18 protein-coding genes are annotated in these 23,634 nt (G+C 61.1%); 9 read left to right on the top strand and 9 right to left on the bottom strand.

The genetic code is table 11. The features are described from left to right. The first annotated feature begins 1 nt into the window (after nt 1). Both glmS and HTT03_RS13035 read left to right on the top strand, forming a co-directional pair. Complete coding sequence (glmS, locus tag HTT03_RS13040; RefSeq protein WP_174860208.1) at nt 2-1,822, top strand: glutamine--fructose-6-phosphate transaminase (isomerizing); 1,821 nt, start codon at nt 2-4, stop codon at nt 1,820-1,822. Further along, nucleotides 1,819-2,514, top strand: coding sequence for a DNA alkylation repair protein (locus HTT03_RS13035; protein ID WP_174860207.1), 696 nt, complete (start codon nt 1,819-1,821; stop codon nt 2,512-2,514). The genes glmS and HTT03_RS13035 overlap by 4 nt, the downstream gene beginning before the upstream one ends. A 32-nt stretch (nt 2,515-2,546) precedes the next feature. Here the strand turns inward: HTT03_RS13035 and HTT03_RS13030 are convergent, their stop codons facing one another. Continuing rightward, complete coding sequence (locus HTT03_RS13030) at nt 2,547-3,053, bottom strand: hypothetical protein (RefSeq protein ID WP_174860206.1); 507 nt, start codon at nt 3,051-3,053, stop codon at nt 2,547-2,549. A gap of 85 nt (nt 3,054-3,138) precedes the next feature. On the opposite strand from HTT03_RS13030, the gene moaA reads away from it, so the two are divergent. The 3 genes from moaA to HTT03_RS13015 are packed head-to-tail and all read left to right on the top strand — an operon-like array spanning nt 3,139 to nt 6,482. Further along, nucleotides 3,139-4,146 carry a GTP 3',8-cyclase MoaA gene (gene moaA / locus HTT03_RS13025; RefSeq protein ID WP_174860205.1) on the top strand — a complete coding sequence of 336 codons (1,008 nt, stop codon included), beginning with the start codon at nt 3,139-3,141 and terminating at the stop codon, nt 4,144-4,146. Between the two features lie 4 nt (nt 4,147-4,150). Then, a complete protein-coding gene (locus HTT03_RS13020; protein ID WP_174860204.1) occupies nt 4,151-5,446 on the top strand; it encodes a glycosyltransferase N-terminal domain-containing protein in 1,296 nt (431 codons plus the stop codon). Next, nucleotides 5,439-6,482 (top strand): glycosyltransferase family 4 protein, encoded by a 1,044-nt coding sequence (locus HTT03_RS13015; protein WP_174860203.1) that lies wholly within the window; start codon nt 5,439-5,441, stop codon nt 6,480-6,482. The genes HTT03_RS13020 and HTT03_RS13015 overlap by 8 nt, the downstream gene beginning before the upstream one ends. A gap of 230 nt (nt 6,483-6,712) precedes the next feature. On the opposite strand, the gene HTT03_RS13010 is transcribed toward HTT03_RS13015, so the two are convergent. From HTT03_RS13010 to HTT03_RS12990, 5 genes are all read right to left on the bottom strand, one after another. Next, nucleotides 6,713-7,876: a M20 aminoacylase family protein gene (locus HTT03_RS13010; protein WP_174860202.1), complete on the bottom strand. Its 1,164-nt coding sequence runs from the start codon at nt 7,874-7,876 to the stop codon at nt 6,713-6,715. Between the two features lie 65 nt (nt 7,877-7,941). Beyond that, on the bottom strand, nt 7,942-9,108 hold the full coding sequence (locus HTT03_RS13005; RefSeq protein WP_174860201.1) for a M20 aminoacylase family protein: 1,167 nt from the start codon (nt 9,106-9,108) through the stop codon (nt 7,942-7,944). Nucleotides 9,109-9,133: 25 nt separating this feature from the next. Beyond that, a complete protein-coding gene (locus HTT03_RS13000) occupies nt 9,134-10,480 on the bottom strand; it encodes an NAD(P)/FAD-dependent oxidoreductase (protein ID WP_174860200.1) in 1,347 nt (448 codons plus the stop codon). A 101-nt stretch (nt 10,481-10,581) separates the two neighbouring features. Further along, nucleotides 10,582-11,745 (bottom strand): acetylornithine deacetylase, encoded by a 1,164-nt coding sequence (gene argE, locus HTT03_RS12995; RefSeq protein ID WP_174860199.1) that lies wholly within the window; start codon nt 11,743-11,745, stop codon nt 10,582-10,584. An 11-nt stretch (nt 11,746-11,756) separates the two neighbouring features. Further along, nucleotides 11,757-13,589 (bottom strand): ABC transporter ATP-binding protein, encoded by a 1,833-nt coding sequence (locus tag HTT03_RS12990; RefSeq protein ID WP_174860198.1) that lies wholly within the window; start codon nt 13,587-13,589, stop codon nt 11,757-11,759. A 318-nt stretch (nt 13,590-13,907) separates the two neighbouring features. Between HTT03_RS12990 and HTT03_RS12985 the strand changes: the two genes are divergently transcribed. From HTT03_RS12985 to HTT03_RS12970, 4 genes are all read left to right on the top strand, one after another. Then, nucleotides 13,908-15,632, top strand: coding sequence for a peptide ABC transporter substrate-binding protein (locus HTT03_RS12985; protein WP_174860197.1), 1,725 nt, complete (start codon nt 13,908-13,910; stop codon nt 15,630-15,632). A 116-nt stretch (nt 15,633-15,748) separates the two neighbouring features. Further along, on the top strand, nt 15,749-16,786 hold the full coding sequence (locus HTT03_RS12980; RefSeq protein WP_174860196.1) for an ABC transporter permease: 1,038 nt from the start codon (nt 15,749-15,751) through the stop codon (nt 16,784-16,786). Continuing rightward, nucleotides 16,779-17,777, top strand: coding sequence for an ABC transporter permease (locus HTT03_RS12975; protein WP_174860195.1), 999 nt, complete (start codon nt 16,779-16,781; stop codon nt 17,775-17,777). Before HTT03_RS12980 ends, HTT03_RS12975 begins: the two co-directional genes overlap by 8 nt. A gap of 208 nt (nt 17,778-17,985) precedes the next feature. Beyond that, the gene (locus tag HTT03_RS12970) at nt 17,986-19,059 is read left to right on the top strand and encodes a YeeE/YedE family protein (RefSeq protein WP_174860194.1); all 1,074 of its coding nucleotides are present in this window, start codon (nt 17,986-17,988) and stop codon (nt 19,057-19,059) included. On the opposite strand, the gene HTT03_RS12965 is transcribed toward HTT03_RS12970, so the two are convergent. The 3 genes from HTT03_RS12965 to HTT03_RS12955 all read right to left on the bottom strand — a co-directional run bounded on the left by HTT03_RS12965 (nt 18,995) and on the right by HTT03_RS12955 (nt 23,493). Then, entirely contained in the window at nt 18,995-20,263 is a 1,269-nt protein-coding gene (locus tag HTT03_RS12965; protein WP_174860193.1) for a DUF3422 family protein, read from the bottom strand. The two genes, HTT03_RS12970 and HTT03_RS12965, sit on opposite strands and share 65 nt — an antisense overlap. A gap of 208 nt (nt 20,264-20,471) precedes the next feature. Continuing rightward, complete coding sequence (locus tag HTT03_RS12960) at nt 20,472-21,905, bottom strand: NAD(P)(+) transhydrogenase (Re/Si-specific) subunit beta (protein WP_174860192.1); 1,434 nt, start codon at nt 21,903-21,905, stop codon at nt 20,472-20,474. 13 nt (nt 21,906-21,918) lie between these two features. Next, complete coding sequence (locus tag HTT03_RS12955; RefSeq protein WP_174860191.1) at nt 21,919-23,493, bottom strand: Re/Si-specific NAD(P)(+) transhydrogenase subunit alpha; 1,575 nt, start codon at nt 23,491-23,493, stop codon at nt 21,919-21,921. Between the last annotated feature and the right edge of the window lie 141 nt (nt 23,494-23,634).

Genomic DNA, 23,634 nt, shown 5'->3' with positions numbered 1-23,634 from the left:
TATGTGTGGAATTATTGGGGTACTGGGCAATCATGAAGTTGCTCCGATCCTTGTGGAATCGTTAAAGCGTTTGGAATACCGCGGCTATGACAGCGCTGGCATCGCGACGCTGGACGACGGCAAGCTCGACCGCCGCCGCGCCGTGGGCAAGCTGGCGAACCTGTCTGACACGCTGGTGCACGATCCGCTGGCCGGTAAATCCGGGATCGGCCACACCCGTTGGGCCACCCATGGCGCCCCGAGCGTCACCAATGCGCACCCCCATCAAGCGGGCAAGGTTGCGGTCGTCCATAACGGCATCATCGAGAATTTCCGCGAACTACGCGCCGAACTGGCCGAACACGGTGCGCAATTTGTTACCGAAACAGACACCGAAACCGTCGCCCTGCTCACCCAGCACCACATGAGCCAAGGCGCCGACCCAGTGACCGCCGCCAAACAGACCCTTGCCCGCCTCGAAGGCGCCTTCGCGCTGGCTTTCCTCTTTGACGGCCATGACAATCTGATGATCGCGGCCCGCAAAGGCTCCCCCTTGGCCATCGGCTACGGCGAAGGCGAGATGTATGTGGGCAGCGACGCCATTGCGCTGGCTCCGCTGACCAATAAAATCTCCTACCTCGAAGAAGGTGACTGCGCTGTCATCACCCGAACCTCGGTTGAGATCACGGATCAAAACGGCGCCCTCGCCAACCGCGCCATTAAGACCATCGAGATCGACAGCACCCGCATCGACAAAGCGGGTCATAAACATTTCATGGCTAAGGAAATCGCCGAGCAACCCAGCGTGATCGGCACCGCCATCGGCAAATACCTCTCCCTTAATGGCGACATTGACCTGAGCGGACAAGAGATCGACTTCAACGATTTTGACCGGGTCATCATGGTCGCTTGCGGCACCGCCTCCTACGCTTGCCTGACCGCGAAATACTGGTTCGAGCAGATCGCCCGCCTGCCCGTCGAAGTCGACGTCGCCTCCGAGTTCCGCTACCGCGAACCCCTGATCCCGCCGCGCACACTGGCTGTTTTCGTCAGCCAATCGGGCGAGACTGCCGACACCCTCGCCGCCCTGCGCTATTGCGAGGGCAAGGCCGCCAGCATCCTGTCGGTCGTCAACGTGCCGGAAAGTTCCATCGCCCGTGAGAGCGACATCGCGTTGCCGATCCATGCCGGTGTTGAGGTGGGCGTGGCGTCGACCAAGGCTTTCACCTGTCAGCTTGTCGTGCTGTATATGATGGTGCTGAAAGCTGCGCAGCAGCGAGGCGAGATCGACACAGATACCTTGGCCGACCATATCTCCGGCCTGCGCGGGTTGCCATCGATCATCAGCCACGCGCTTGAGAAGAACGACACGATGCATGCCGCGGCACTTAAGCTGTCGCACGCCCGCGACGTGCTGTTCTTGGGGCGTGGGCAGATGTACCCCCTTGCCCTCGAAGGCGCATTGAAACTCAAAGAAATCAGCTACATACACGCCGAAGCTTATGCATCAGGTGAACTTAAACACGGCCCCATTGCGCTCATTGATGAGAATGTGCCGGTGGTGGTCATGGCCCCCCGCGACGCGCTTTTTGACAAGACGGTCAGCAATATGCAGGAGGTCATGGCGCGCAAAGGCAAAGTCATCCTGATCTCTGATGCCAAAGGTCAGGAGGAGGCAAACGACGGGGTGTGGTTCAGCATCGAGATGCCCCCCGTCCCCGACGCTCTGGCCCCGATCCTCTACGCGATCCCGGCGCAGCTTTTAGCCTATCACACCGCCGTAGCCAAAGGGACGGATGTGGACCAGCCGCGCAACCTTGCGAAATCGGTCACGGTCGAGTGAGCCCCGAAGACGCGATCGCCGCGCTGCAAGCTAATGCCAACCCGGCGCGGGCCGAGGAGATGCGCCGCTACCACAAGGCGGACCGCATCTACCTTGGCCTGACCAATCCGCAGATCAACAGCATGGCACAAGACTGGCGCGAGGCGTTGGACGTGCCGGGCCGCGTGGCGCTGGCGGATGCGCTTTGGCAGTCGGACATCTTCGAAGCGCGGCTCGCCGCGGCCAAATTATTAACCCAAGCCCGCCTCCGCCCGAATGACAGCGCGGCTTGGGCGCTTATCGCCAGTTGGACGCCGGACTTCGACAGTTGGGCGATTGCCGATCACGCCAGCATGGCCGCGCAGAAACGCCTGATCGCAGACCCCGCCCGTTTGGATGAGGTTGAGACTTGGATCGCTTCGGATCACCTATGGAGCCGTCGTGCGGCATTGGTCTCCACCCTACCGTGGACCAAGCAGAACCATCCCAAGCCCGAAGAACTGGCCAACCGCGACCGGATTTTGGGATGGGCTGCGACATTGGTGCCGGATCATCGCTGGTTCATTCAGAAAGCCATTGGCTCTTGGTTGCGCGATCTGTCGAAACACGACCCTGACCGCACCCGCGCCTTTATCGCTGCTCACGGCGAGGCGATGAAGCCTTTCGCGGTCAAGGAAGCCTTGCGGCTGCTTAAGAAAGCTGAAGGGCAGTAAGGCTCCGTGTGGTTAGGGACCTCGCGAGAAGCCTAGCCAGCCGCTACCTCTACTGGGGTGAGATCGGTCAGCGATGCGCCGATCAGCCGCAGCGCGGGCAGTGACATCCGGCTGCCCGCTGTTGGGGGGCCCTCAATCGGGATAAGCGTTACCGCCGCGGATTTTCCCGTTGCCGGATTGGTCACCCGCCCCGGCTGCTCGCGATCAACCAAGGGCGTCTTTAACCACAACCCCGGCTCCGTGGCGCTGCCAAGGCTCACTACGGTCTCCCCAAGCACCGTTCCCGCAGCTGCGGGGGCTTTCGTGGCCGCTTCGCGCTCTTCGGCAGTGGTGGTGTCTAGGCTTTCGGCGGTATTGGCACCCGACGTCAGTTCCGGTGCGGCGCTGGTTTGCGCGGAGGGAGTAGGCGCGGCGGCCTCAGAAGGCGCAGGCGCGGCTGCCGGTTTAGTCGCCCCCCTTTCCAAGCCCAAACTGTCAGAAAGACTTGCACAGCCCGATAGGGCGGCAGCGGCGAATAGCGGGAATATCATGCGTGTCATGCCCTTAGCCTAGCTGCGCCCCTTGCCCTTATCAATCGCCCAAATGCTGCTTGCCCCGGCCATGGCGGATCATTACCTATGAGGTATGACTGCTCCTCTTATTGACCCTTTCATGCGTGCGATCACCTATCTGCGCGTCTCCGTCACGGACCGCTGCGATTTTCGCTGCGTCTATTGCATGTCTGAGAACATGACCTTCCTGCCCAAGAAGGAATTGCTGACGCTGGAAGAGTTGGACCGCCTGTGCAGCAACTTCATCGATCTGGGCGTCGAAAAGCTGCGCATCACCGGGGGTGAGCCTTTGGTGCGGCGCGGGATCATGACGTTTTTCGATGGGATGAAACGGCATCTTGATCGTGGTGCGTTGAAGGAACTGACGCTGACCACAAACGGCAGCCAGTTGGAGCGTTTCGCGGATGATCTCTATGCCGCGGGCGTGCGCCGGGTGAATGTTTCGCTCGATACTCTCGACGAAGAGAAATTCGCCGCCATCACCCGCTGGGGCCGTCTGCCGCAGGTCTTGCGCGGCATTGACGCAGCGCAACGGGCCGGGCTTAAGGTCAAGATCAACGCGGTGGCGCTCAAAGGCTTTAACGAGCCGGAACTGCCCTATATCACCGAATGGTGCGCAGAGCGTGGTATTGATCTGACGTGGATTGAGGTCATGCCAATGGGCGATCTGGGCAATGAGGACCGCTTTGGCCAATACTGGTCCCTCAACGACGTCCGCGCCCGCTATGCGGAACACTACACCGTCACCGATCTGGCCGAACGCACCGGCGGCCCGGCACGCTATGTGCGGCTGGAAGAGACCGGCCAGAAAATCGGTTTCATCACGCCGCTGAGCCATAACTTCTGCGAAAGCTGCAACCGGGTGCGGATTACCTGCACCGGGGAAATCTACATGTGTCTGGGCCAAGAGGACGTGGCTGATCTGCGTGCGCCTCTGCGCGATTACCCCGACAACGACCAACCGCTGCAAGCGGCGATCCGGGCGGCGATTGACCGCAAGCCAAAGGGGCATGACTTTGACTACTCGCGCCAGCGCGTCGATGGGCAAATGCCCCGCCACATGAGCCATACTGGCGGCTGAGGGCGTGGCCGCACCGTTTCTCTATCATGCTTGGGTCGCCGCCAGCGCCGCGATCCTGCCCTTTGCGGCGCGGCAGTCCGTGGCCAAACTGCGCCGCGCCGGGGTTGAGGTTCACCGCGCTCATGAGAAGCTCGGTCATGCCAGCAGCCCCCGCCCCGAAGGCCGCTTGATCTGGTTTCATGCAGCCTCAGTCGGTGAAAGCCTGTCGGTTTTGGCGTTGATTGACCGGATGGGCCGCGCCCTGCCCGATGCGCATTTCCTGATCACCTCAGGCACCGCGACCTCAGCGCGGTTGGTTGGCCAACGCCTGCCGCCCCGCACCCGGCATCAGTTCGCCACGCTTGACGCCCCTGGTCCTTTGAAGCGTTTCCTCAACCACTGGCGCCCGGATGCGGCGTTGTTTGTGGAAAGCGAATTGTGGCCCCAGATGCTACGCCGGACCCATGAGCGCGGTGTGCCGATGGCGCTGATCAATGCACGCCTGTCGCAACGCTCCATCGCGCGTTGGCAAAAGCAGCCGGTTCTGGCGCGCTATCTTTTCGGTGTTTTCGATCTGATCCTGACCCAGAATGACGCGATGGCCAAAGCGATGGTTGAGGTCAACGCCCCTGCCGAGCGGGTTGCGCGGGGGATCAATCTGAAATCGATGGCTGGCCCGCTGCCGCAGGACGAAGACGCGCTTTTTGAATCCCGCGCCGCCCTTGGCCACCATCCGGTCTGGGTGGCCTCCTCGACCCATCCCGGCGAAGAAAAGTCGGTATTGGACGCGCACCGGGATCTAATCGCGCGGTTCCCCGATCTGTGTCTGATCCTCGCCCCCCGTCATCCGGAACGCGGTGACGAAGTGGCTGAGTTAATCGGCAAGGCAGGCTTCAATTTCACCCGCCGTACACGCGGGGACATGCCCGGCGAGGAGGTCTTTCTGGCCGATACGATGGGTGAGCTTGGCACGTGGTATGCGCTAAGCGATGTTGTCTTTCTGGGCGGTTCGTTGCATCCGATCGGCGGTCACAATCCTTATGAAGTCGCACAGGCTGGCGCGTTTGTTCTGTCGGGCACGCATATTGCCAATTTTGCCGAGACCTATGCCGAGATGGAGGCTGCGGGCGCTGCGCGGCTGGTGGCGGGAACGCAGGATTTGGCCGAGCGCGTGGCAGACCTGCTCAGCAATGATATCGCCCGCGTCAAAGGTGTCACTGCAGCCAAAGCCTTTGCCGAGGCGCAGACGGACAAGCTTGATGGGATTGCCGAACGGCTGATCACAGCACTGCGGTTGGACAGGGCGTCAAGCGATGCCTGAACTTTACGTCACCAACTTTAACCCCAATTTCACCGGCGTATCAGCGACAGCAGCCAATGTGATCCGTCAGCAGAACACGCGGTATGATCTGGCTTTGGTCGGCCACCCACTGCCCGGATGCCCGATGCCCCTGACCCGCGCTGCAGCAGCCAAGGTCACCCGCAACCATCCGCCCCAAGACCGACCCTTCGCCATCTGGCATGTGCGCCGCAACCCGGAGATGCGCAGCGCGATTTGGCTGCGCGATATACGGCGGGCGCCCATTAAGATTGTATTTACCTCCGCCGCGCAAAGGCTGCATTCGGCCTATCCGCGCTGGCTGATCCGGCAGATGGACGCGGTGATCGCCACGACAGAGCGGGCGGCGGAATTCGTACCGCATGTGCGTGCCGTGGTGCCGCATGGGGTCGATACGGATCTCTTTACCCCCGCCACGAACCGCGCGGCGGCATGGGCGCAACTGGGTTTTGGCGGCACCCATGGCATCGCGACGGTGGGGCGCATCCGGCCCGAAAAAGGCACCGATCTTTTTGTCGAGGCGATGCTGCGTCTGTTGCCGCAACGCCCCGGTGCTGTGGCTCTGGTCGTTGGCCGTGCGGGGGGCAAACATGACGCCTTTCTGGCCAAGCTGAAAGCGCAGGTCGCAGCCGCAGGGCTGGCGGATCGGCTGCTTTTCGTGGGGGAATATCCTGCCACCGACCTGCCCCGCTTGATGCGGGCCTTGTCGCTTGTCGTGCAACTTCCGCGCTACGAGGGCTACGGGATGGTGCCGCTTGAGGGGTTGGCCTCTGGCGTGCCATTCGTGGGCAGCGACGCGGGCTATTACAAAGCCTTCTCCGACCAAGGCCGCGTGGGTCAGGTGGTACCGCAAAACGCGCCCGAGGCGGCGGCAGAGGCCGCGATGGCCCTGCTCGACCGTGCAGAGCGAACCGATCTGGCACAATCTGCGCGTGATCTGGCAGAGCACCGCTTCAGTGCGCGGGCCGAGGCCGATGGGATCGATGCGGTGTACCGCGAACTCTGGCAGCGCGGCTAAGCCTACCCAAAACGCACCCGAGGCGGCGCAGGCGGTAATTGCCCCGCTCGACCGTACAGAGCAAACCGATCTGGCACAGGCTGCGCGCGATTTGGCAGAGCGCCGTTTTAGTGCGCGGACGGAGGCTGATGGAATTAATGCGGTGTACCGCGAACTCTCGCAGCGCGGCTAAGCCAACGCAAAACGCGCCTCCGGAGCGGAGGCGCGTTTCATTGTCTTTACCCTATCGATCAGGCCGCTGGCATACGCTGCTCAACAATGCCCGCCCACCAGCTGCACCCTGCCGGGATCGCCTCATCGTTAAAGTTATACTCCGGGTGATGCACCGCTGCTGTGTCGCCGTTGCCCACGAGGATATAGGCACCGGGGCGCTCCTCCAGCATGAAGGCGAAATCTTCGCCCCCCATGATCAGCGGCGCTTCCACACAGTCACCGGAAACAGACCGCGCCACATCGGCGGCAAATTCGGTCTGCGCATCGTGGTTCACCATGACCGGATAGCCCCGGTGGTAGGTCACATCGGCCGTGCCGCCAAAGGTCGTGGCAATGCCGTTGCAGATCTCATTGATGCGCTTTTCGGCCAGCTCGCGCATCTCGGCGGACAGGGTACGCACGGTGCCTTTGATCTGCACCTTCTGCGGGATCACGTTAAAGGCTTTTGAAGACGTCTCGAAAGAGGTCACCGACACCACGATTTGTTCAACCGGATCGGCATTGCGCGAAGTGATGGTTTGCAGCGCCAGCACAGCCTGAGCCGACATTACAGTGGTGTCGACCGTCTCATGCGGTTTCGCGGCATGGCCACCGCTCCCCTCGAAGGTGATGTCGAACTGATCCGTCGCGGCAAAGAAAGAACCCGCGCGGATGCCAAAGGAACCTGTCGGCATGCCGGGCCAGTTGTGCATGCCATAGACTTCCTGAATGCCCCAACGGTCCATCATACCGTCTTCGCACATTTCGCGACCGCCGCCGCCGCCTTCTTCGGCGGGCTGGAAGATCACGACAACGGTACCGTCGAAGTTACGCGTCTCCGCCAGATATTGCGCGGCCCCCAGCAGCATGGCGGTGTGGCCGTCATGGCCGCAGGCATGCATCGCGCCGTCTGTCTTTGACGCATAGTCCAGCCCGGTTTGCTCATGGATCGGCAGCGCATCCATATCGGCGCGGAGGCCCACAACTTTGCCAGAGGCGGTCGATTTACCTTTGATCACACCCACAACGCCGGTGCGGCCAATGCCTTCGACCACTTCGTCACAGCCAAAGGCGCGGAGCTTTTCCGCTACGATGCCAGACGTGCGGTGCGTCTCGAACAGGATTTCGGGGTTCTCGTGCAGGTCACGTCGCCATGCGGTGATGTCATCATGCAGTTCGGCAAAGCGGTTCTTGACGGCCATTCGGGGGTCCTCCGGGTTGGGTTTTCGCGCTGACAGGCAGGCAGGCGCATTTATCTGCCACCTGCTTACGCCCTTGCCAGCCGGTCCTCAACCACCTGCGCGAACCACGAACAGCCCGCCGGGATCGCCGCGTCGTCAAAGTCATACTCCGGGTGATGCACGGTCGCCCCCTCACCATTGCCGATCATAATATAGGCCCCCGGTCGCGCGTTCAGCATGTAGGAGAAATCCTCGCCTGCCATGATGGGCGGCGTGTCGCGGATCGTGCCGGGGGTGATCTGATCCGCTGCATCAGCGGCAAAGCGGGTCTGCTCGGCGTGGTTGCTTGTGACAGGATAGCCGCGTTGGTAGTCGATCTCGGCGCTGCATTGATGCGCCTCGGCGGTCAGGCGGGTGAGGTCGTGCAAACGCCGCTCGGCCAGATCGCGCACCTCGGGTGCCAGCGTGCGCACGGTGCCGCGCAAGAGGACCTGATGCGGCAAAACGTTATGGCTCTCCGTATCGCTGCGCAGGGTGCAGACGGAGACGACGACCTGTTTCAGCGGATCGGTGTTGCGGCTGGCGATGGATTGCAGCGCGATCAACACATGGGCCGCGGCAAGATTGGTATCAATCGCCTCATGCGGGGCGGCGGCATGACCGCCCTGACCGGTAAGCGTGATGGTGAACTCATCCGCCGCCGCCAAAAGCGCACCTTCGCGGATGGCGAATTGTCCGGTGGGCAGGCCGGGCATATTGTGCATCCCGTAAACCTCATCGATGCCCCAACGGTCCATTAGCCCTTCTTCGACCATGACATTGCCGCCGCCGCCACCTTCTTCGGCGGGCTGAAAGATCAACACCACACGGCCATCGAAATTGCGCGTCTCGGCCAGATATTGCGCCGCGCCGAGCAGCATCGCCGTATGGCCATCATGGCCGCAGACATGCATCTTGCCCGGCGTTTTGGAGGCGTGGGGCAGCCCCGTCGCCTCATGGATCGGCAAGGCGTCCATGTCGGCGCGCAGGCCGATGGTGCGGCCAGAGTTGTTGCTCTGCCCTTCGATCACCGCCACCACGCCAGTCTGCGCGATGCCGGTGGTGATGTCGGTGATGCCAAAGCTGCGCAGTTTGTCGGCCACGAATTTCGAGGTTTCCGGCAGGTCGAACATCAACTCCGGGTGTTGGTGCAAATGACGCCGCCAAGCGGTGATCTCGGCATGTATCTCAGCAAAACGGTTCTTGATTGGCATGGTGACATCCTTCGGTGAAATACGCTCAGAGCGACGGGCCAAGGCGGATGGGACTGCCATCGCTGAACCGGTCGGCGCGGAATCTGCTCAGATCATGCCCCGGCCTATCGCCCATGACCAGAGCCGCGAGCATTTTCCCCATGCCCGGCCCGATGCCAAAACCATGGCCTGACATGCCAGTGCCGATGGTCAGGCCCGGAATCTGCGCACAATGATCCACCACCGGCACGATATCGGGCATCACGTCGATCATCCCCGCCCATGAGGCGCGGGCAGTAACGGGGGGCAAATCAGGGTAGCGGGCGGCGAAATGTTTGATCGCCTTGCGCAACTGTCGGTGGTCCGGTGCGGGGTCAAGAATACGCAACGCCTCAAAAGGGCTGAAACTGTCAGCGGCCCATCTGCGACGGGTGGACCAAGCGTCTGGAAACCCGCGCGGCGCAGAAAGCCGCAGACGCTGGCCAAAAGGATTGTCGCGCAGTTGAGGCAGATAATGGCGCAGCGCCCGAAAGGCATCTGGCCCGATATAGAGGTCCGGCCCGTTTTGCGGCGCCAGCGTATAACCGCCATCCGCGCGGCGGCGGAAGGCCAGCCCCCCATCCACCGCCGCGCCCGCATGTACTTCGGGCAGGGTATTGGTCGCCAAAACGGATTCGCGCACCGATAATTGCGGCAGTTGCACCCCATGGGCGCGTAGAAACAACGCCGACCACGCGCCCCCCGCCAACACCACAGCGGAGCATTTGATCGCGCCCGCCTCAGTCACCACGCCGGCGATGCGTCCGGCGGCAAGGTCGAGTTTGCGAACCGCGCAATTCTCAATGATCCGCACGCCCGCCTTGGTGGCCAAAGCGGCAAGCGCGGGGACGGCGGCCCAAGGCTCGGCCCGCATGTCAGACGGTGTGGTCAGCGCGCCCGCGTAGCCCTTGGCCAGACCGGGGAACGCGGCGGCGGTTTCTTGTGCGTCCATCACACGGCTGTCCACACCATGGGCCTGCGCATGGGGCAGCCAGTCCGCATAGCGCTGCAACTTCGCGTCGGTCTCGGCAAGATATGTCACGCCGCCCTGATGCAGACCGATGTCGCGGTCCAACTGCGGCGCCAACTCCCGCCAGAGCCGCGCCGCCTCAATCATGATCGGCAATTCATCCGGGTCGCGGCCCTGTTGGCGTATCCATCCCCAATTCCGGCTGGACTGCTCCCCAGCGATGCGGCCTTTTTCGAGCAGCGTGACCTGCTTGCCCGCCTGCGCGAGAAACAGGGCGGTGCAGACCCCGATCACCCCGCCACCGATCACCACCACCTCAGCCTCACGCGGTGGGGTGCGGGGATAGGTTACCGGAGTGGCGAGACTGATGGGGAAAGATGACATGACACGGCCCGTAAGATAAGGCCGCACGCGCAGCAATACGGCGGCCGGTTAGATTGCAAAGCAGATCGCCGGGTGGCAGGAGACGCCCCCCTGCCCCCGGCTTAGCCTTGCAGCCGGGTCAGCAGCCTGCGCATAAAGTCATGGCCCGCCTCGAACTGCGAGACCTCGATAAATTCATTCGGCTGATGCGCCTGTGCGATGTCGCCCGGCCCGCAGATCACCGCGGAATAGCCCGCTTCTTGGAACTGCCCAGCCTCGGTGCCGTAGCTCACCTTGTGGCTCGCATTGTCGCCGGTGATCTGGCGCACGATCTGCTCGGCCTCACCGTCTTTCTCGGGTTGCAGCGCCGGCACGTCAAAGCGGGTTGAGGTTTCGATATATGTCTCAGGCACCACGGCCTGCATCTGCTTTTCGACCTCGCGCACTTTCTTGAGGTAGGCGGTGCCCCATTTGTCCTTGTCCTCGCCCGGCACCACGCGGAAATCCATCGCGAATTTGCAGTCTTTGGCGGTGATGTTATGCGCTGTGCCGCCTTCGATCACGCCGACATGGGCGGTTGTGAAGGGCGGGTCGAACATTGCTGCGGTCTCGGTCGGTTTGGCGGCCATATTGTCGCTGTTCACGTCATTGGCCCATTCGATCAGCTTGGCCCCGGCCATGATCGCGTTGACGCCGGTGTGCAGGAGCGAAGAATGGACCTCAAACCCCACCAGATGCGTGTTAAACCCGATCCCGCCCTTGTGGCCGGTGACAGCCTGCATGGTCGACGGCTCGCCCACGATCACGGCAGAGCCTTTTGGCAACACGCCCTGCATCGCCTCAATCATCGGCGGCGCGCCGGTGCAGCCGATCTCTTCGTCAAAGCTGAGCGCGATTTGCAGTGGGCGTTTGACCTGCGCATAATGCGCCTCGACCAGCGCCCAGATCGCCAGCGCGTCAAAACCCTTCATGTCGCAGGTACCGCGCCCGTAGTAGCGGCCATCGCGTTCGGTCACGGTGAAGGGATCACTCTCCCACGGCTGACCGTCCACCGGCACCACATCGGTATGGCCCGACAGCACGACCGCCCCCTCTTCCCAAGGTCCGGCATGGGCAAAGAGCGCATGTTTGGGCTGCTCGGGATCAATGTAGCGGTGGCTTTCGATGCCGTGGCTGGAAAGATACTCGGCCACCCAATCGATCAGCGGGATGTTTGTATCCCGCGACACGGTGGGAAAACTGATGAGTTTTTCCATCAGTTCAAACGGCGTCAGACGCGTGGTCATGGGGTCTTCCTTTAGTAACCGCTGTCGGTGATCAACACATGATGGCCCGGTTCCACTTCCTTATAGACCGAAGGCTCTGGCTTGTAGGATATAGGATGGATCGGCGATGGGATCGGCTTGAAGTTCAAATCCTTCTCCGACTTGCGCCGACGGGGATCCGCGATGGGGACCGCCTTCATCAGCGCTTGTGTATAGGGGTGCTGCGGGTTTTCAAACACGCGCTGGCGCGAGCCAAGCTCAACAATGCGGCCCAGATACATCACGCCCACATAGTGGCTGACCCGTTCGACCACCGCCATGTCATGGCTGATAAAGAGGAACGACAGTTCCATCTCGGCCTGAAGCTCCATCATCAAGTTCAACACTTGCGCCTGCACCGACACGTCGAGGGCCGAGACCGCCTCGTCCGCAATAATGAGCTTGGGGTTCAGCGCAAGCGCGCGGGCGATGGCGACACGCTGACGTTGGCCGCCCGACAGCTCATGCGGGAAGCGGCGCATGAAGCTGCGCGGCAGTTCGACCCGGTCAAAGAGCATCTCGATCCGCTTGTTGATCTCCCCCCCCTTGAGCGTGGCAAAGTTGTGGATCGGCTCGGCCACTTGATCGGCCAGTTGCATCTGCGGGTTGAGCGAGGCGAAGGGGTCTTGGAAGATCATCTGCATGTCGAGGCGCGCGGTGCGCAGGGCGCTTTGATCGAGCGCCATGATGTCTACGCCATCAAGGTTCACCTCCCCCGACATAGGCTCCACCAGCCGCAGGATTGAGCGCCCCGCCGTTGATTTGCCGCAACCAGACTCACCTACAAGGCTCAGCGTCTGGCCCTTGTTGATGCTAAAGGACAAGTCTTCGACCGCATGGACATTGGCCACGGTGCGCCGCAGGAAACCGCCCTGCACCGGGAAACGTGTGGTCAGGTTTTTGACCGAAAGCAGCACCTCTTCGCGGCCTTTGATCGGCAAGATTTCCTTGTCTTCCGAGCCCAGCAGCTTCATCGGCTCTGGGTAAGGTTTGCCTGTCATCTCGCCCAGTTTCGGCACGGCGGCCAAAAGCGCTTTGGTATAGGGGTGCTGCGGGTTCTCGAAAATCTCCTCAACCGTGCCTTCTTCGACCTTTTTGCCGCGGAACATGACGACCACGCGGTCGGCCATCTGCGCCACCACGGCCATATCATGGGTGATGAACATCACCGCCGTGCCAGTCTCGCGCTTGAGCCGGTCCATCAGTGCAAGGATCTCGGCTTGAATGGTTACGTCAAGCGCCGTGGTCGGCTCATCCGCGATAAGCAGGCGCGGTTCACAGGCCAAGGCCATTGCAATCACGACGCGCTGGCGCATACCGCCGGATAGCTCATGGGGGTATTGCTTCAGACGCCGCTCCGGCTCGGGAATGCGGACTTGACGCATCAATTCCAGCGCGCGGGCCTCGGCCTCTTTGCGCGACATATTCAGATGCAGACGCAGACCTTCGGTCATCTGTTTGCCGATGGTGAAGACGGGGTTCAACGCGGTCATCGGCTCTTGAAAGATCATCCCGATCTCATTGCCGCGAATCTTGCGCATCATATTGCCGCCGCTCGCCGCGAGATCGACCTCGCCCTGCGCGCCCCGGTCAAAAAGCATCCGCCCGCCAGCGATTTCGCCGCCGCCGTATTCTACCAACCGCATCAAAGACAGCGAAGACACCGACTTGCCCGAGCCCGATTCCCCAACAACGCAGACCGTCTCGCCCGGATTGATGTGGAAACTGACGTCCTCAACGCCCACAACAGGGCCATCTTTGGTCTGAAATTCAACGCGCAGCCCTTCGATCTGGGCGATGGGCGTCTCGTTTGTGGTATCCAGCATCTGTTTCCCTGTTGTTTTTCTTGGGGCGAATTTCGCCTGACGCTACGGCGAATATGGCAAGACTGTCAAACCTGATGCACCTGCCGTCGGCTTTGTCAAATATGTGCCACGACGAGTCTTGTAATTTCCGCGAAACCTGTTTTCGATACGCCCTATGCGGCTTGGGAAGCGCACTTCTCGCTCTGGTAGAAATATGCAGGTATTTAGCATGTTTAGCAAGCGAAACTGAGGGGCTTTTTCCCAAGGCGACAACAGAAAAGGCAGGGGAAATCCTGTCATAAAAAGCGGCACGCTTAGGTGTCCAACATGGAGTGAAGTATGAAAATGAAGACCCTATTGATGGGGGCCGTGGCATCTGCTGCATTTGCCCCCATGGCCCTTGCCGAAGGACATGAAGGCGAGCGCGGCCGGGATGGTGAGGTAAAGATCATCTATTGGCAGGCGCCGTCGATCTTGAACCCCTACCTGTCATCGGGGACCAAAGACGTCGAAGCCTCCTCGCTCGTGCTGGAGCCACTTGGGCGTTATGACGAAAACGGCGGTCTGGTGCCGTTTCTGGCCAAGGAAATTCCCACGCTTGAAAACGGCGGCGTGAGCGAAGACCTCAAGACCATCACCTGGCAGTTGAAAGACGGTTTGGTTTGGTCCGACGGCACGCCCTTCACCGCCAATGACGTGAAATTTACAGCCGACTACTGCATGAACCCCGAAGGCGGCTGTGCGCAGTTGGCGAAGTTTGAAGGTGTTGCTTCGGTTGAGGCGGTCGACGATCAGACGGTCAAAGTGACTTTCTCTGAGCCGATGCCGAACCCCTACGGCCCCTTCATGGGCGGCCAGTCCCCGATCCTGCAGGCCGCGCAATTTGCTGATTGTACCGGCGCCAAAGCGCCTGAGTGTACCGAAGCCAACTTCAACCCCATCGGCACTGGCCCGTTCAAGGTTGTTGAGTTCCGTCCCAATGACGTGATCACCATGGAAGCCAACGAGAACTTCCGCGAAGAAGGCAAACCCGCCTTTGCCACGCTGACGTTCAAGGGTGGCGGCGATGCGACAGCCGCAGGCCGTGCAGTGATGGAGACGGGCGAGTTCGACTACGCGTGGAACCTGCAACTGGCGCCTGACGTGATTGCCAAGATGGCCGAAGGCGGCAAGGGCAAGCCGATGTCGGCATTCGGCACGCTGGTAGAGCGTCTTGAGTTGAACATGACAGACCCCTCCCCCGACCTGCCCGAAGGCGAGCGTTCGACCGCCAAACACCCGCACCCGATCCTGAGCGATGAAAAAGTGCGCCGCGCGCTGTCCATGGCGATCGACCGCGAACTGCTGGTCGAAGTGGGCTATGGCCAAGCGGGCCGCGCCACCTGCAACATGGTGCCAGCACCTGAGCTTTACGCCTCTGACAACACCGACTGTCTGACTCAGGACATCGAAGGCGCGAAAGCTCTGCTTGAAGAGGCGGGCTGGGTCGACAGCGACGGCGACGGTGTGCGCGAGAAGGACGGCAAGAAGCTGTCCCTGCTCTACCAGACCTCGACCAATGCTGTGCGTCAGGACTTCCAAGCGCTGATCAAAGATTGGTGGAGCCAAATCGGTGTCGAAACCGAGCTGCGCAACATCGACTCTTCGGTCTTCTTTGGTGGTGATCCCGGGTCGACCGACACATTCCAGCGGTTCTATGCAGACGTTGAAATGTACGCCAACAACTTCGATGGCACCGACCCGCAAAGCTACCTTGCCCAGCGGACCTGCGCGAAATTCCCCGGCCCGGAAACACAGTGGCAGGGCGAAAACATCAACCGCTTCTGCAACGAAGAGTATGACGCAATGGTGGCCGAGCTTGGCCGTACCGGCGAGATGGAAAAGCGTGGCGAAATCGCCAAGAAGCTGAACGACATGCTGACCAAAGACAGCTATTCGATCCTGCCACTGGTAGACCGTGGTCGGGTTTCTGCAGCGTCCAACACCCTTGGCGGTGTGATCCTGAACACTTGGGACTCGGAGTTGTGGAACGCGGCAGATTGGTACCGCAAAAAGGAAGAATAACATCAATCGGGGCGTCTGGCTTGCCAAGCGCCCCAACGATGACTACCGGGGGTGTGCGCAGGTCGCACACCCTTTTTCGCCCCCAACTTACAGACTGACTTACAAAGGCGACGCCCATGTTGACCTTCACCATCCGACGACTTCTTTTGTCGATCCCGACGCTTTTGTTTATCAGCCTGGTGATTTTCCTGCTGCTGCAACTCGCGCCCGGCGACCCGATGGCCCAAGTGCCGCTGACGGTCCCGCCTGAGGTGAAAGAGAAAATGCGCGAGGCCTTGGGCCTTGGGCAACCGATCCATATCCAATACTGGAAGTGGCTGGTGCAGGTCTTCTGGATCGAGCCACAAGTGTTCATTGACTATCTGACCAACCGCTCTGCCCTGTTCAGCTGGTTGCCCGACACTGCATTTTCTGAGGGCAAGCTGCGCGTGATCTCTTGGCAGACCCGTTCGCCGGTGATGGACATCGTGATCCAGCGGATGCCACAGACCCTCTGGGTCGTGGGGCTGGCCTATATCGTGGGCATCGTCATCGCCATTCCGATCGGGATTTACTCGGCCTATCGCCATTACTCGGTTTTCGATCAGGCCGGGACATTCGTCACCATGGTCGGCTTTTCGATCCCGCCCTTCTTTACCGGGCCGCTGCTCATCGTGATCTTCTCAGTCTATCTCGGTTGGTTGCCGTCGATCTATGACACGACCCATGTGGTAAACGACTGGGAGAGCTTTAAGGTGCAGTTCATGCAGATGATCATGCCCGTCATGGTGCTGGCCCTGCAAACCACCGCCCAGATCAGCCGCTACATGCGTGGTGCCATGCTCGACAACCTGAACCAAGACTACGTCCGCACCGCCCGCGCCAAGGGATTGAAGGAAAGCGTCGTCGTCATGGTCCATGTGCTGCGCAACTCGATGATCCCGGTCGTCACCGTCATCGCGCTCGGCATGCCCGCGATCTTTGGCGGTGCGATTATTACTGAAAACGTCTTTAAGGTGAACGGCATCGGGCAACTGCTGCTGACCGCACTGCGGGCCAATGACCTGCCGATGGTCATGACCCTCACCTTCATCTTTGCGATCCTGATCGTGCTGTTCAACTTGATCGCAGACATCCTGTACGGCCTGCTTGACCCGAGGATCCGTTATGACTGAGCAACCCATCCCCGCCAGCCCCGTCGAAGCCGACCTGGAGTTCATGAAGGCGCTGCAAGACAAGGGGCCGCAGAAGCCTCCGCGCAGCCAATGGCGCGACGTCTGGGACCAGTTCCGCAAACACAAAGGCGCGCTATTCGGCGGCGGCTTTCTGATCTTCATCACGCTGGCGGTAATCTTTGGCCCCTACCTGTGGGACATCGACGCCAAGAAGCTCGACATCCGCAACAAGAACTGGCGGCCGATCTATACGCTGCTGTGGGATGGGGACGCCAAAGCGGGCTGGATTCACCCCTTTGGCACCGATCAGTTGGGCCGCGATATCCTTGCCCAGATGCTTTTCGGCGGGCGTGTCTCGATGGCGGTGGGCTGGATGGCCATGGCGCTGGCACTGATCATCGGCACCGCCGTGGGCGTGCTCTCGGGCTTCTTCAAACGGCTCGACTTCTGGCTCATGCGTTTTACCGATCTGATCCTCAGCCTGCCGATCCTGCCGCTGGTGCTTTTGGCGGTGACACTTTTTGGTCAACCGCTGCGGGCGCAGTTTGGGCCTGAAGGGGGCATGTTCATCCTGATCGTCTCTGTCATCAGCCTGACTTCTTGGATGCAAACGGCCCGGATCGTACGTGGCGACATTCTGGCGCTGAAGGAGCGTGAGTTCATTCTCGCCGCCCGCTCCATCGGCACCACACCGGGCAAGATCATCCGGCGCCACCTGCTGCCCAATGTGATCTCGCCGATCATGGTTTCGGCCACGCTGGGTCTGGCCACGGCAATCATTACTGAAAGCGCGTTGAGCTTCCTCGGCGTCGGCTTCCCGTCGGACTTCCCTACATGGGGCAAGCAACTGGCTGATGCGGTTGACCGGATGCAGGAGTTCCCCGAACGCGTCATGCTGCCGGGAATCGCGATCTCGCTGACGGTTCTGGCGGTGAACTATCTAGGCGACGGCCTGCGCGACGCGCTTGATCCGCGGATCCGAGGCCGCTGAGCCAAATAAGTCCCAAACGGCCCCCGAACTGCGCTTCGGGGGCCGTTTTGTTTTCGGCCTCCGCCCTTCCGCCGAACAGAGTTGCCGCAATACGGGCCGGATGAAAACATTTTTCCTCGGCCCAGCATCGCACCTCGCCTTCTTTCACTTGATTACGCCCGCCCCTGCCGCCAAATGGGAAATAATTCCGTTTTTGAGGGTTTTTGTGATGTTTGAGTCCTTCGGCTTTGAAGAGACCACGGCGAAACAGGCATCTGTTCTGCTGGCAGCTGTGATCGGTTTTGCGTTCGGCGTACTGGCGCAGCGCACCCGCTTCTGTTTTCGCCGCAGCCTTGTGGGCGAGGACCGCCGCGAGGCGCTCGGCATCTGGCTGGCTGCGCTCGCCTTTGCCGTGATCGGTACTCAGGCTGCGGTGCTGGCTGGCCTTATTGAGTTCGACGCGCATCGCTTTATGGCCAGCGAGGTGCCTTTCCTGGCCATTGCCATCGGCGGGATTTTGTTCGGCGCGGGCATGGTGCTGACGCGCGGCTGCATTTCACGTCTCACGGTCCTGACAGGTGGTGGTAATCTGCGTGCAGCGCTGGTGGTGCTGGTCTTTGCTGTGGTGGCTCATGCGACGCTAAAGGGCGTACTCGCTCCGCTGCGGGTGGCGCTAGGGTCCGTTACTGTCAATCTGGGCGAGAACGTCAGCCTTGCCACCCTACCCGGTGGGGCGCTGCTCTGGGGCGGTCTTATTGCGCTCGCTTCATTGGCCTACGCACTGCGCTCGGGCAACCGTGCGGGGCAGCTTGTCATGGCGGCGCTTCTGGGGCTGCTGGTGCCTGCGGCATGGGTTGGGACCGGGTTCATCCTGTTGGACGAGTTTGACCCCATCGCGATGGAAAGCCTGAGCTTCACCTCCCCTGCTGCGGACTCGCTGTTCTGGACCATCGCCAGTTCTTCCATCCCTGCCGGGTTCGGCACTGGCCTGTTGGGCGGCGTCTTGATCGGTGCATTGATCGCCAGCTTGCTGTCGGGCGAATTCCGCTGGCAGAGCTTTGACGCGCCGCGCCAGACTGGCCGCTACCTTACCGGCGCGGCGATGATGGGCGTGGGCGGTGTGCTGGCCGGGGGCTGCACATTGGGCGCTGGCCTGTCGGGCGTACCGACGCTGTCGGTCGCGGCTATCGAGGCCATCTCCATGATCGCTCTGGGCGCGCTTGCCATGCAGGCACTGCTCAACCGATCTTCCGTCGCAGACGCCGCAACATCAGCCAGACCCCAAGGACTACCGGCAGAGTAACAATGGCGGTCAGCACCCCTTTGCTGACCCCCAGCCGCTCGGCGGCGGGATAAAGAAGATAACCCGCCAGCGACACGGCGTAATAGCTGATCGCGACAACCGACAGCCCTTCGACCGTATGTTGCAGCCGCAGTTGCAGATCGGCGCGGCGGTCCATGCTGGCAAGGATCGCTTGGTTCTGGGCCGAGCGTTCCACATCGACCCGCGTCCGCAGCAGATCAGCAGCGCGCAGCGCGCGGCCTGAAAGTGTCTGCAACCGCGCCTCGGTGGATTTCACCGTCCGCATTGCCGGCTCATAGCGCCGCATCATGAACTCTCCGAACCCCTGCCGCCCCATAAAGCGCTCTTCGCGCAGGGCCGAGATGCGCTGATAGACAATCGCCTCATAGGCCCCCGTGGCGGCAAAACGGTAGGCCGTATCTGCCGTGAGCGCCTCCAACGCCACAGAAACGTCGAGCAGCGCGTGGAGCGTTTCTTCGGCCGCCGTCCCTGCCCCGCTGCGCATCGCGCCCATCAGGGTGGAGAGTTGCCCGTCCAGATCGTTGAGCGCGGTTGCCATGCCCCGTGCTTCCATAAAGCCCAACATCGACATGGCCTTATAGGTCTCAATCTCGCACAGCCGCTGCACAATGCGCCCGATCCGGCGCTGGCCCGTGCTCGCGTCGGTAAATAGCGCCAGCCGCATGTGGCCTGCGGGATCGATCCGAAAGTCACTGGCGACCACCGACGCCCCTTCCAGCACCTCGGCCACAGCGAGACTTTCAGGCACGAACCAGTCTTGCAGATGGGCGGCAACCTCAGCATCATCGCCGGGTTTGGGCAGCACCACCACCAGCGCGGACGTGATCCGCTCGCCTTGCATGGACGACAGCCAATCATCGGGAAAGACGTCAAAATCGGAGGCGGCAAAGGGTGCGGCCTGCCCGGCCTGTGCAATCACCGTATAGGTGACGAACTCGGTATGCTGCTCCCATTTCAGCGTGAAGCGCCCCATTTCGCCGTAGTAATGTTTGGCCTCCGCATCCGCGCGGGGTGCGCCGTAATGGGCTAGCAGGGCGTTCAGTTCAGACTTCGCATCACAGCCCGGCGCGAACTTTACGGCGAGAAAGGCCACCCGCGAGGGCGCGGCAAGCTGCGGAAAAGGACGCGCATGCATTTCGCCTGTCAGAGCAAGCCGCTGGGGGTGGTCTTTAATCGGGGCCATGGGATGTTCCGCTGTTCGGGCGTCAATTGCACCTTAGAATAGCGGCTTTGCGTCATAGCGCCAGAGAATAATCATTAATTTTCAGCATGTTGCAGTGTACCGAAGTATACCGCCTGTCAAAACGACAAACGCCCCACCGCTTCCGGCAGGGCGTCCATCCGATGCAAGCGCGGGAAAAGTCCCGGCCGTTCCCTTTTAAGGAAACCGCTTAGTCGATCATCGGCAGCAGCTTGTCGAGGCTGGCTTTGGCATCGCCATAGAACATGCGCGTGTTCTCCTTAAAGAACAGTGGGTTCTCGATGCCTGAATAGCCTGTACCCTGCCCGCGTTTGGAGACAAAGACCGTCTTGGCCTTCCAGCATTCCAGCACCGGCATGCCAGCGATGGGGCTGTTGGGATCGTCCTGAGCCGCGGGGTTCACGATGTCGTTGGAGCCAATGACGATCGCCACATCCGTATCCGGGAAATCGTCGTTGATCTCGTCCATCTCCATGACGATGTCATAAGGCACCTTTGCCTCGGCCAGCAGCACGTTCATATGCCCGGGCAGACGGCCCGCCACCGGGTGGATGGCGAAACGGACGTTCTTGCCCTTCGCACGCAGCTTTTTGACCAACTCGCTGACCGCGCCTTGGGCCTGTGCCACCGCCATGCCGTAGCCGGGGATGATGATGACGCTGTCGGCCTCGTTCAGCGCTTGCGCCACACCGTCCGCTTCAATCGCCACCTGCTCGCCCTCGACTTCCATCGCGGGGCCAGAAGTCCCCCCAAAGCCGCCGAGGATCACGCTGATGAACGAGCGGTTCATCGCCTTGCACATGATGTAGCTGAGGATCGCACCCGAGGAGCCAACCAGCGCACCGACCACGATCAACAGATCGTTGCCAAGCGAGAAGCCAATCGCCGCCGCGGCCCAGCCGGAGTAGCTGTTCAGCATCGACACAACCACCGGCATATCCGCACCGCCGATGCCCATGATCAGGTGGTAGCCAATGAACAGCGCCGCCAATGTCATGATGAAGAGCGGCAGGAACCCCCCAGTGTTAAAGTACCAGACCAAGCAGAGCAGCGAGAGCAGCGCGGCGCCCGCGTTCAGCAGGTGACCGCCCGGCAGTTTCGTCGCCGCGGAACTCACGCGCCCGGCGAGCTTGCCATAGGCAATGACCGAGCCAGTGAAAGTCACCGCACCGATGAAGACGCCGAGGAAGAGTTCAACCCGCAGGATCGCGATCTCAACGCTGTCTTTCTTGGCCAACAGTGCCGCGAAACCTTCGGTGGTGGCACGCGCCACTTCGTCCATCGCCAGCACATTGTTCAACTCGATATGCGCGTTGTAGCCCACAAAGACCGCGGCAAGACCCACAAGGCTGTGCATCGCGGCGACCAGTTCGGGCATCTGCGTCATCTGCACGCGGGTGGCCAGTTGGTAGCCGATGGCCCCGCCGGCGGCGATCAGGATCAGGGAGAGGAGCCAGAACCCCGCCCCCGGCCCGATCAGCGTGGCGATAACCGCCAGCGCCATGCCGACGATGCCGTACCAAACGGCCCGTTTCGCGCTTTCCTGCCCCGACAGGCCGCCGAGCGACAGGATGAAGAGAACCGCTGCGACCACATAAGCCGCTGTCGTAAATCCATAGTCCATTATGCGTGCTCCTTCAGGATTTCTGGAACATGGCGAGCATGCGCCGTGTCACGAGGAAGCCACCGAAAATGTTGATCCCACACATGAAGACCGACAGAGCAGCAAGAATAATCACCAGTGCCGAGTTCGAGCCGATCTGCATCAGCGCGCCCAGAATGATGATCGAAGAGATCGCGTTGGTCACCGCCATCAGCGGCGTGTGCAAGCTGTGCGCCACGCCCCAGATGACTTGGAAGCCAACAAAGACCGCCAGAACGAAGACGATGAAGTGCTGCATAAAGCTTGCAGGGGCCACAAGACCAACCCCCAGGAGCAGCGCAGCGCCCACGGCCAAGAGCGTGACTTGGTTCTTGGTCTGCGATTTAAACGCCGCCAGTTCCTCGGCGCGCTTCTCTTCGGGCGTCTTTTCCTTGACCTTTTCCTTCTTCGGCGCCGCCGCAATGGCCGCAACCTTGGGCGGTGGCGGCGGGAAGGTCACTTCATTTTCATGGGTGATGGTGGCACCCCGAATGACGTCATCTTCCATATTGTGGTTGATGACACCGTCTTTCTCGGGCGTCAGATCCGTCATCAGATGGCGGATGTTGGTGGCATAGAGCGTCGAAGCCTGCGTTGCCATGCGCGAGGGGAAATCGGTGTAGCCGATGATCGTGACACCGTTCTCGGTGACGATCTTCTCGTCCATCTTGGTCAGCTTGCAGTTGCCGCCCTTTTCCGCCGCAAGGTCGACGATCACGGAGCCCGGCTTCATCGCCGCGACCATGTCTTCGGTCCAAAGCTCTGGCGCTTCGCGGTTGGGGATCAACGCCGTGGTGATAACGATGTCGACATCGGGCGCCAACTCGCGGAACTTAGCCAATTGAGCTTCGCGGAATTCTGGCGAGGAAACAGAGGCATAGCCGCCCGACGCGCTGCCATCCTGCTGTTCTTCTTCAAAGTCTAGATAGACGAACTCTGCGCCCATCGACTCAACCTGTTCGGCCACTTCGGGGCGTACGTCGAAGGCGAGCGTAATCGCACCCAGCGACGTGGATGTGCCGATGGCCGCGAGGCCCGCAACACCTGCACCGACGACCAGAACCTTCGCCGGGGGCACCTTGCCCGCTGCGGTGATCTGACCGGTAAAGAAGCGGCCAAAGTTGTTGCCCGCTTCGATCACAGCGCGATAGCCTGCGATATTGGCCATGGACGACAGCGCATCCATTTTCTGTGCACGGCTGATGCGTGGCACCATATCCATCGCCATGACCGTCGCGCCCTTCTCGGCGGCAGCCTCCATCAGATCTTTGTTGCCGGCGGGATTGAACATGGAAATCAGCGTTTGGCCCGTGCGCAGGCGCTCGACCTCAGCCTCGGAAGGCGGGCGCACCTTGGCAATGACATCGGCAGCCTCCCACAGCGCGTCGGTGGTTTTCGCCACTTCGACGCCTGCGGCTTCATAGGCCGCATCATCGAAGCCCGCAGCCGCACCGGCGCCGGTTTCGATAACACAACTGTGTCCAAGTTTTTGCAGTTGCACAGCGCTGTCCGGCGTCATTGCGACCCGGTTCTCGCCTTCGAAAATCTCTTTCGGTGTCCCGATCTTCAAACCAAGAATCCCCTTATTGCTGGCCCATTGCACCCGCGTGGCGCAATTTTGTTAGTCAGACCGATAGCGCGGGCGCAGCAATAGTACAAGCAAACCAAGGTTGAAACGCTGCGAAATTGCCGCACTGCCACATGAGGGGAA

It is taken from the genome of Sulfitobacter maritimus, from assembly GCF_013346665.1.
Lineage (GTDB): Bacteria > Pseudomonadota > Alphaproteobacteria > Rhodobacterales > Rhodobacteraceae > Sulfitobacter > Sulfitobacter maritimus.
This window is presented reverse-complemented; position numbering and strand designations above follow the sequence as displayed.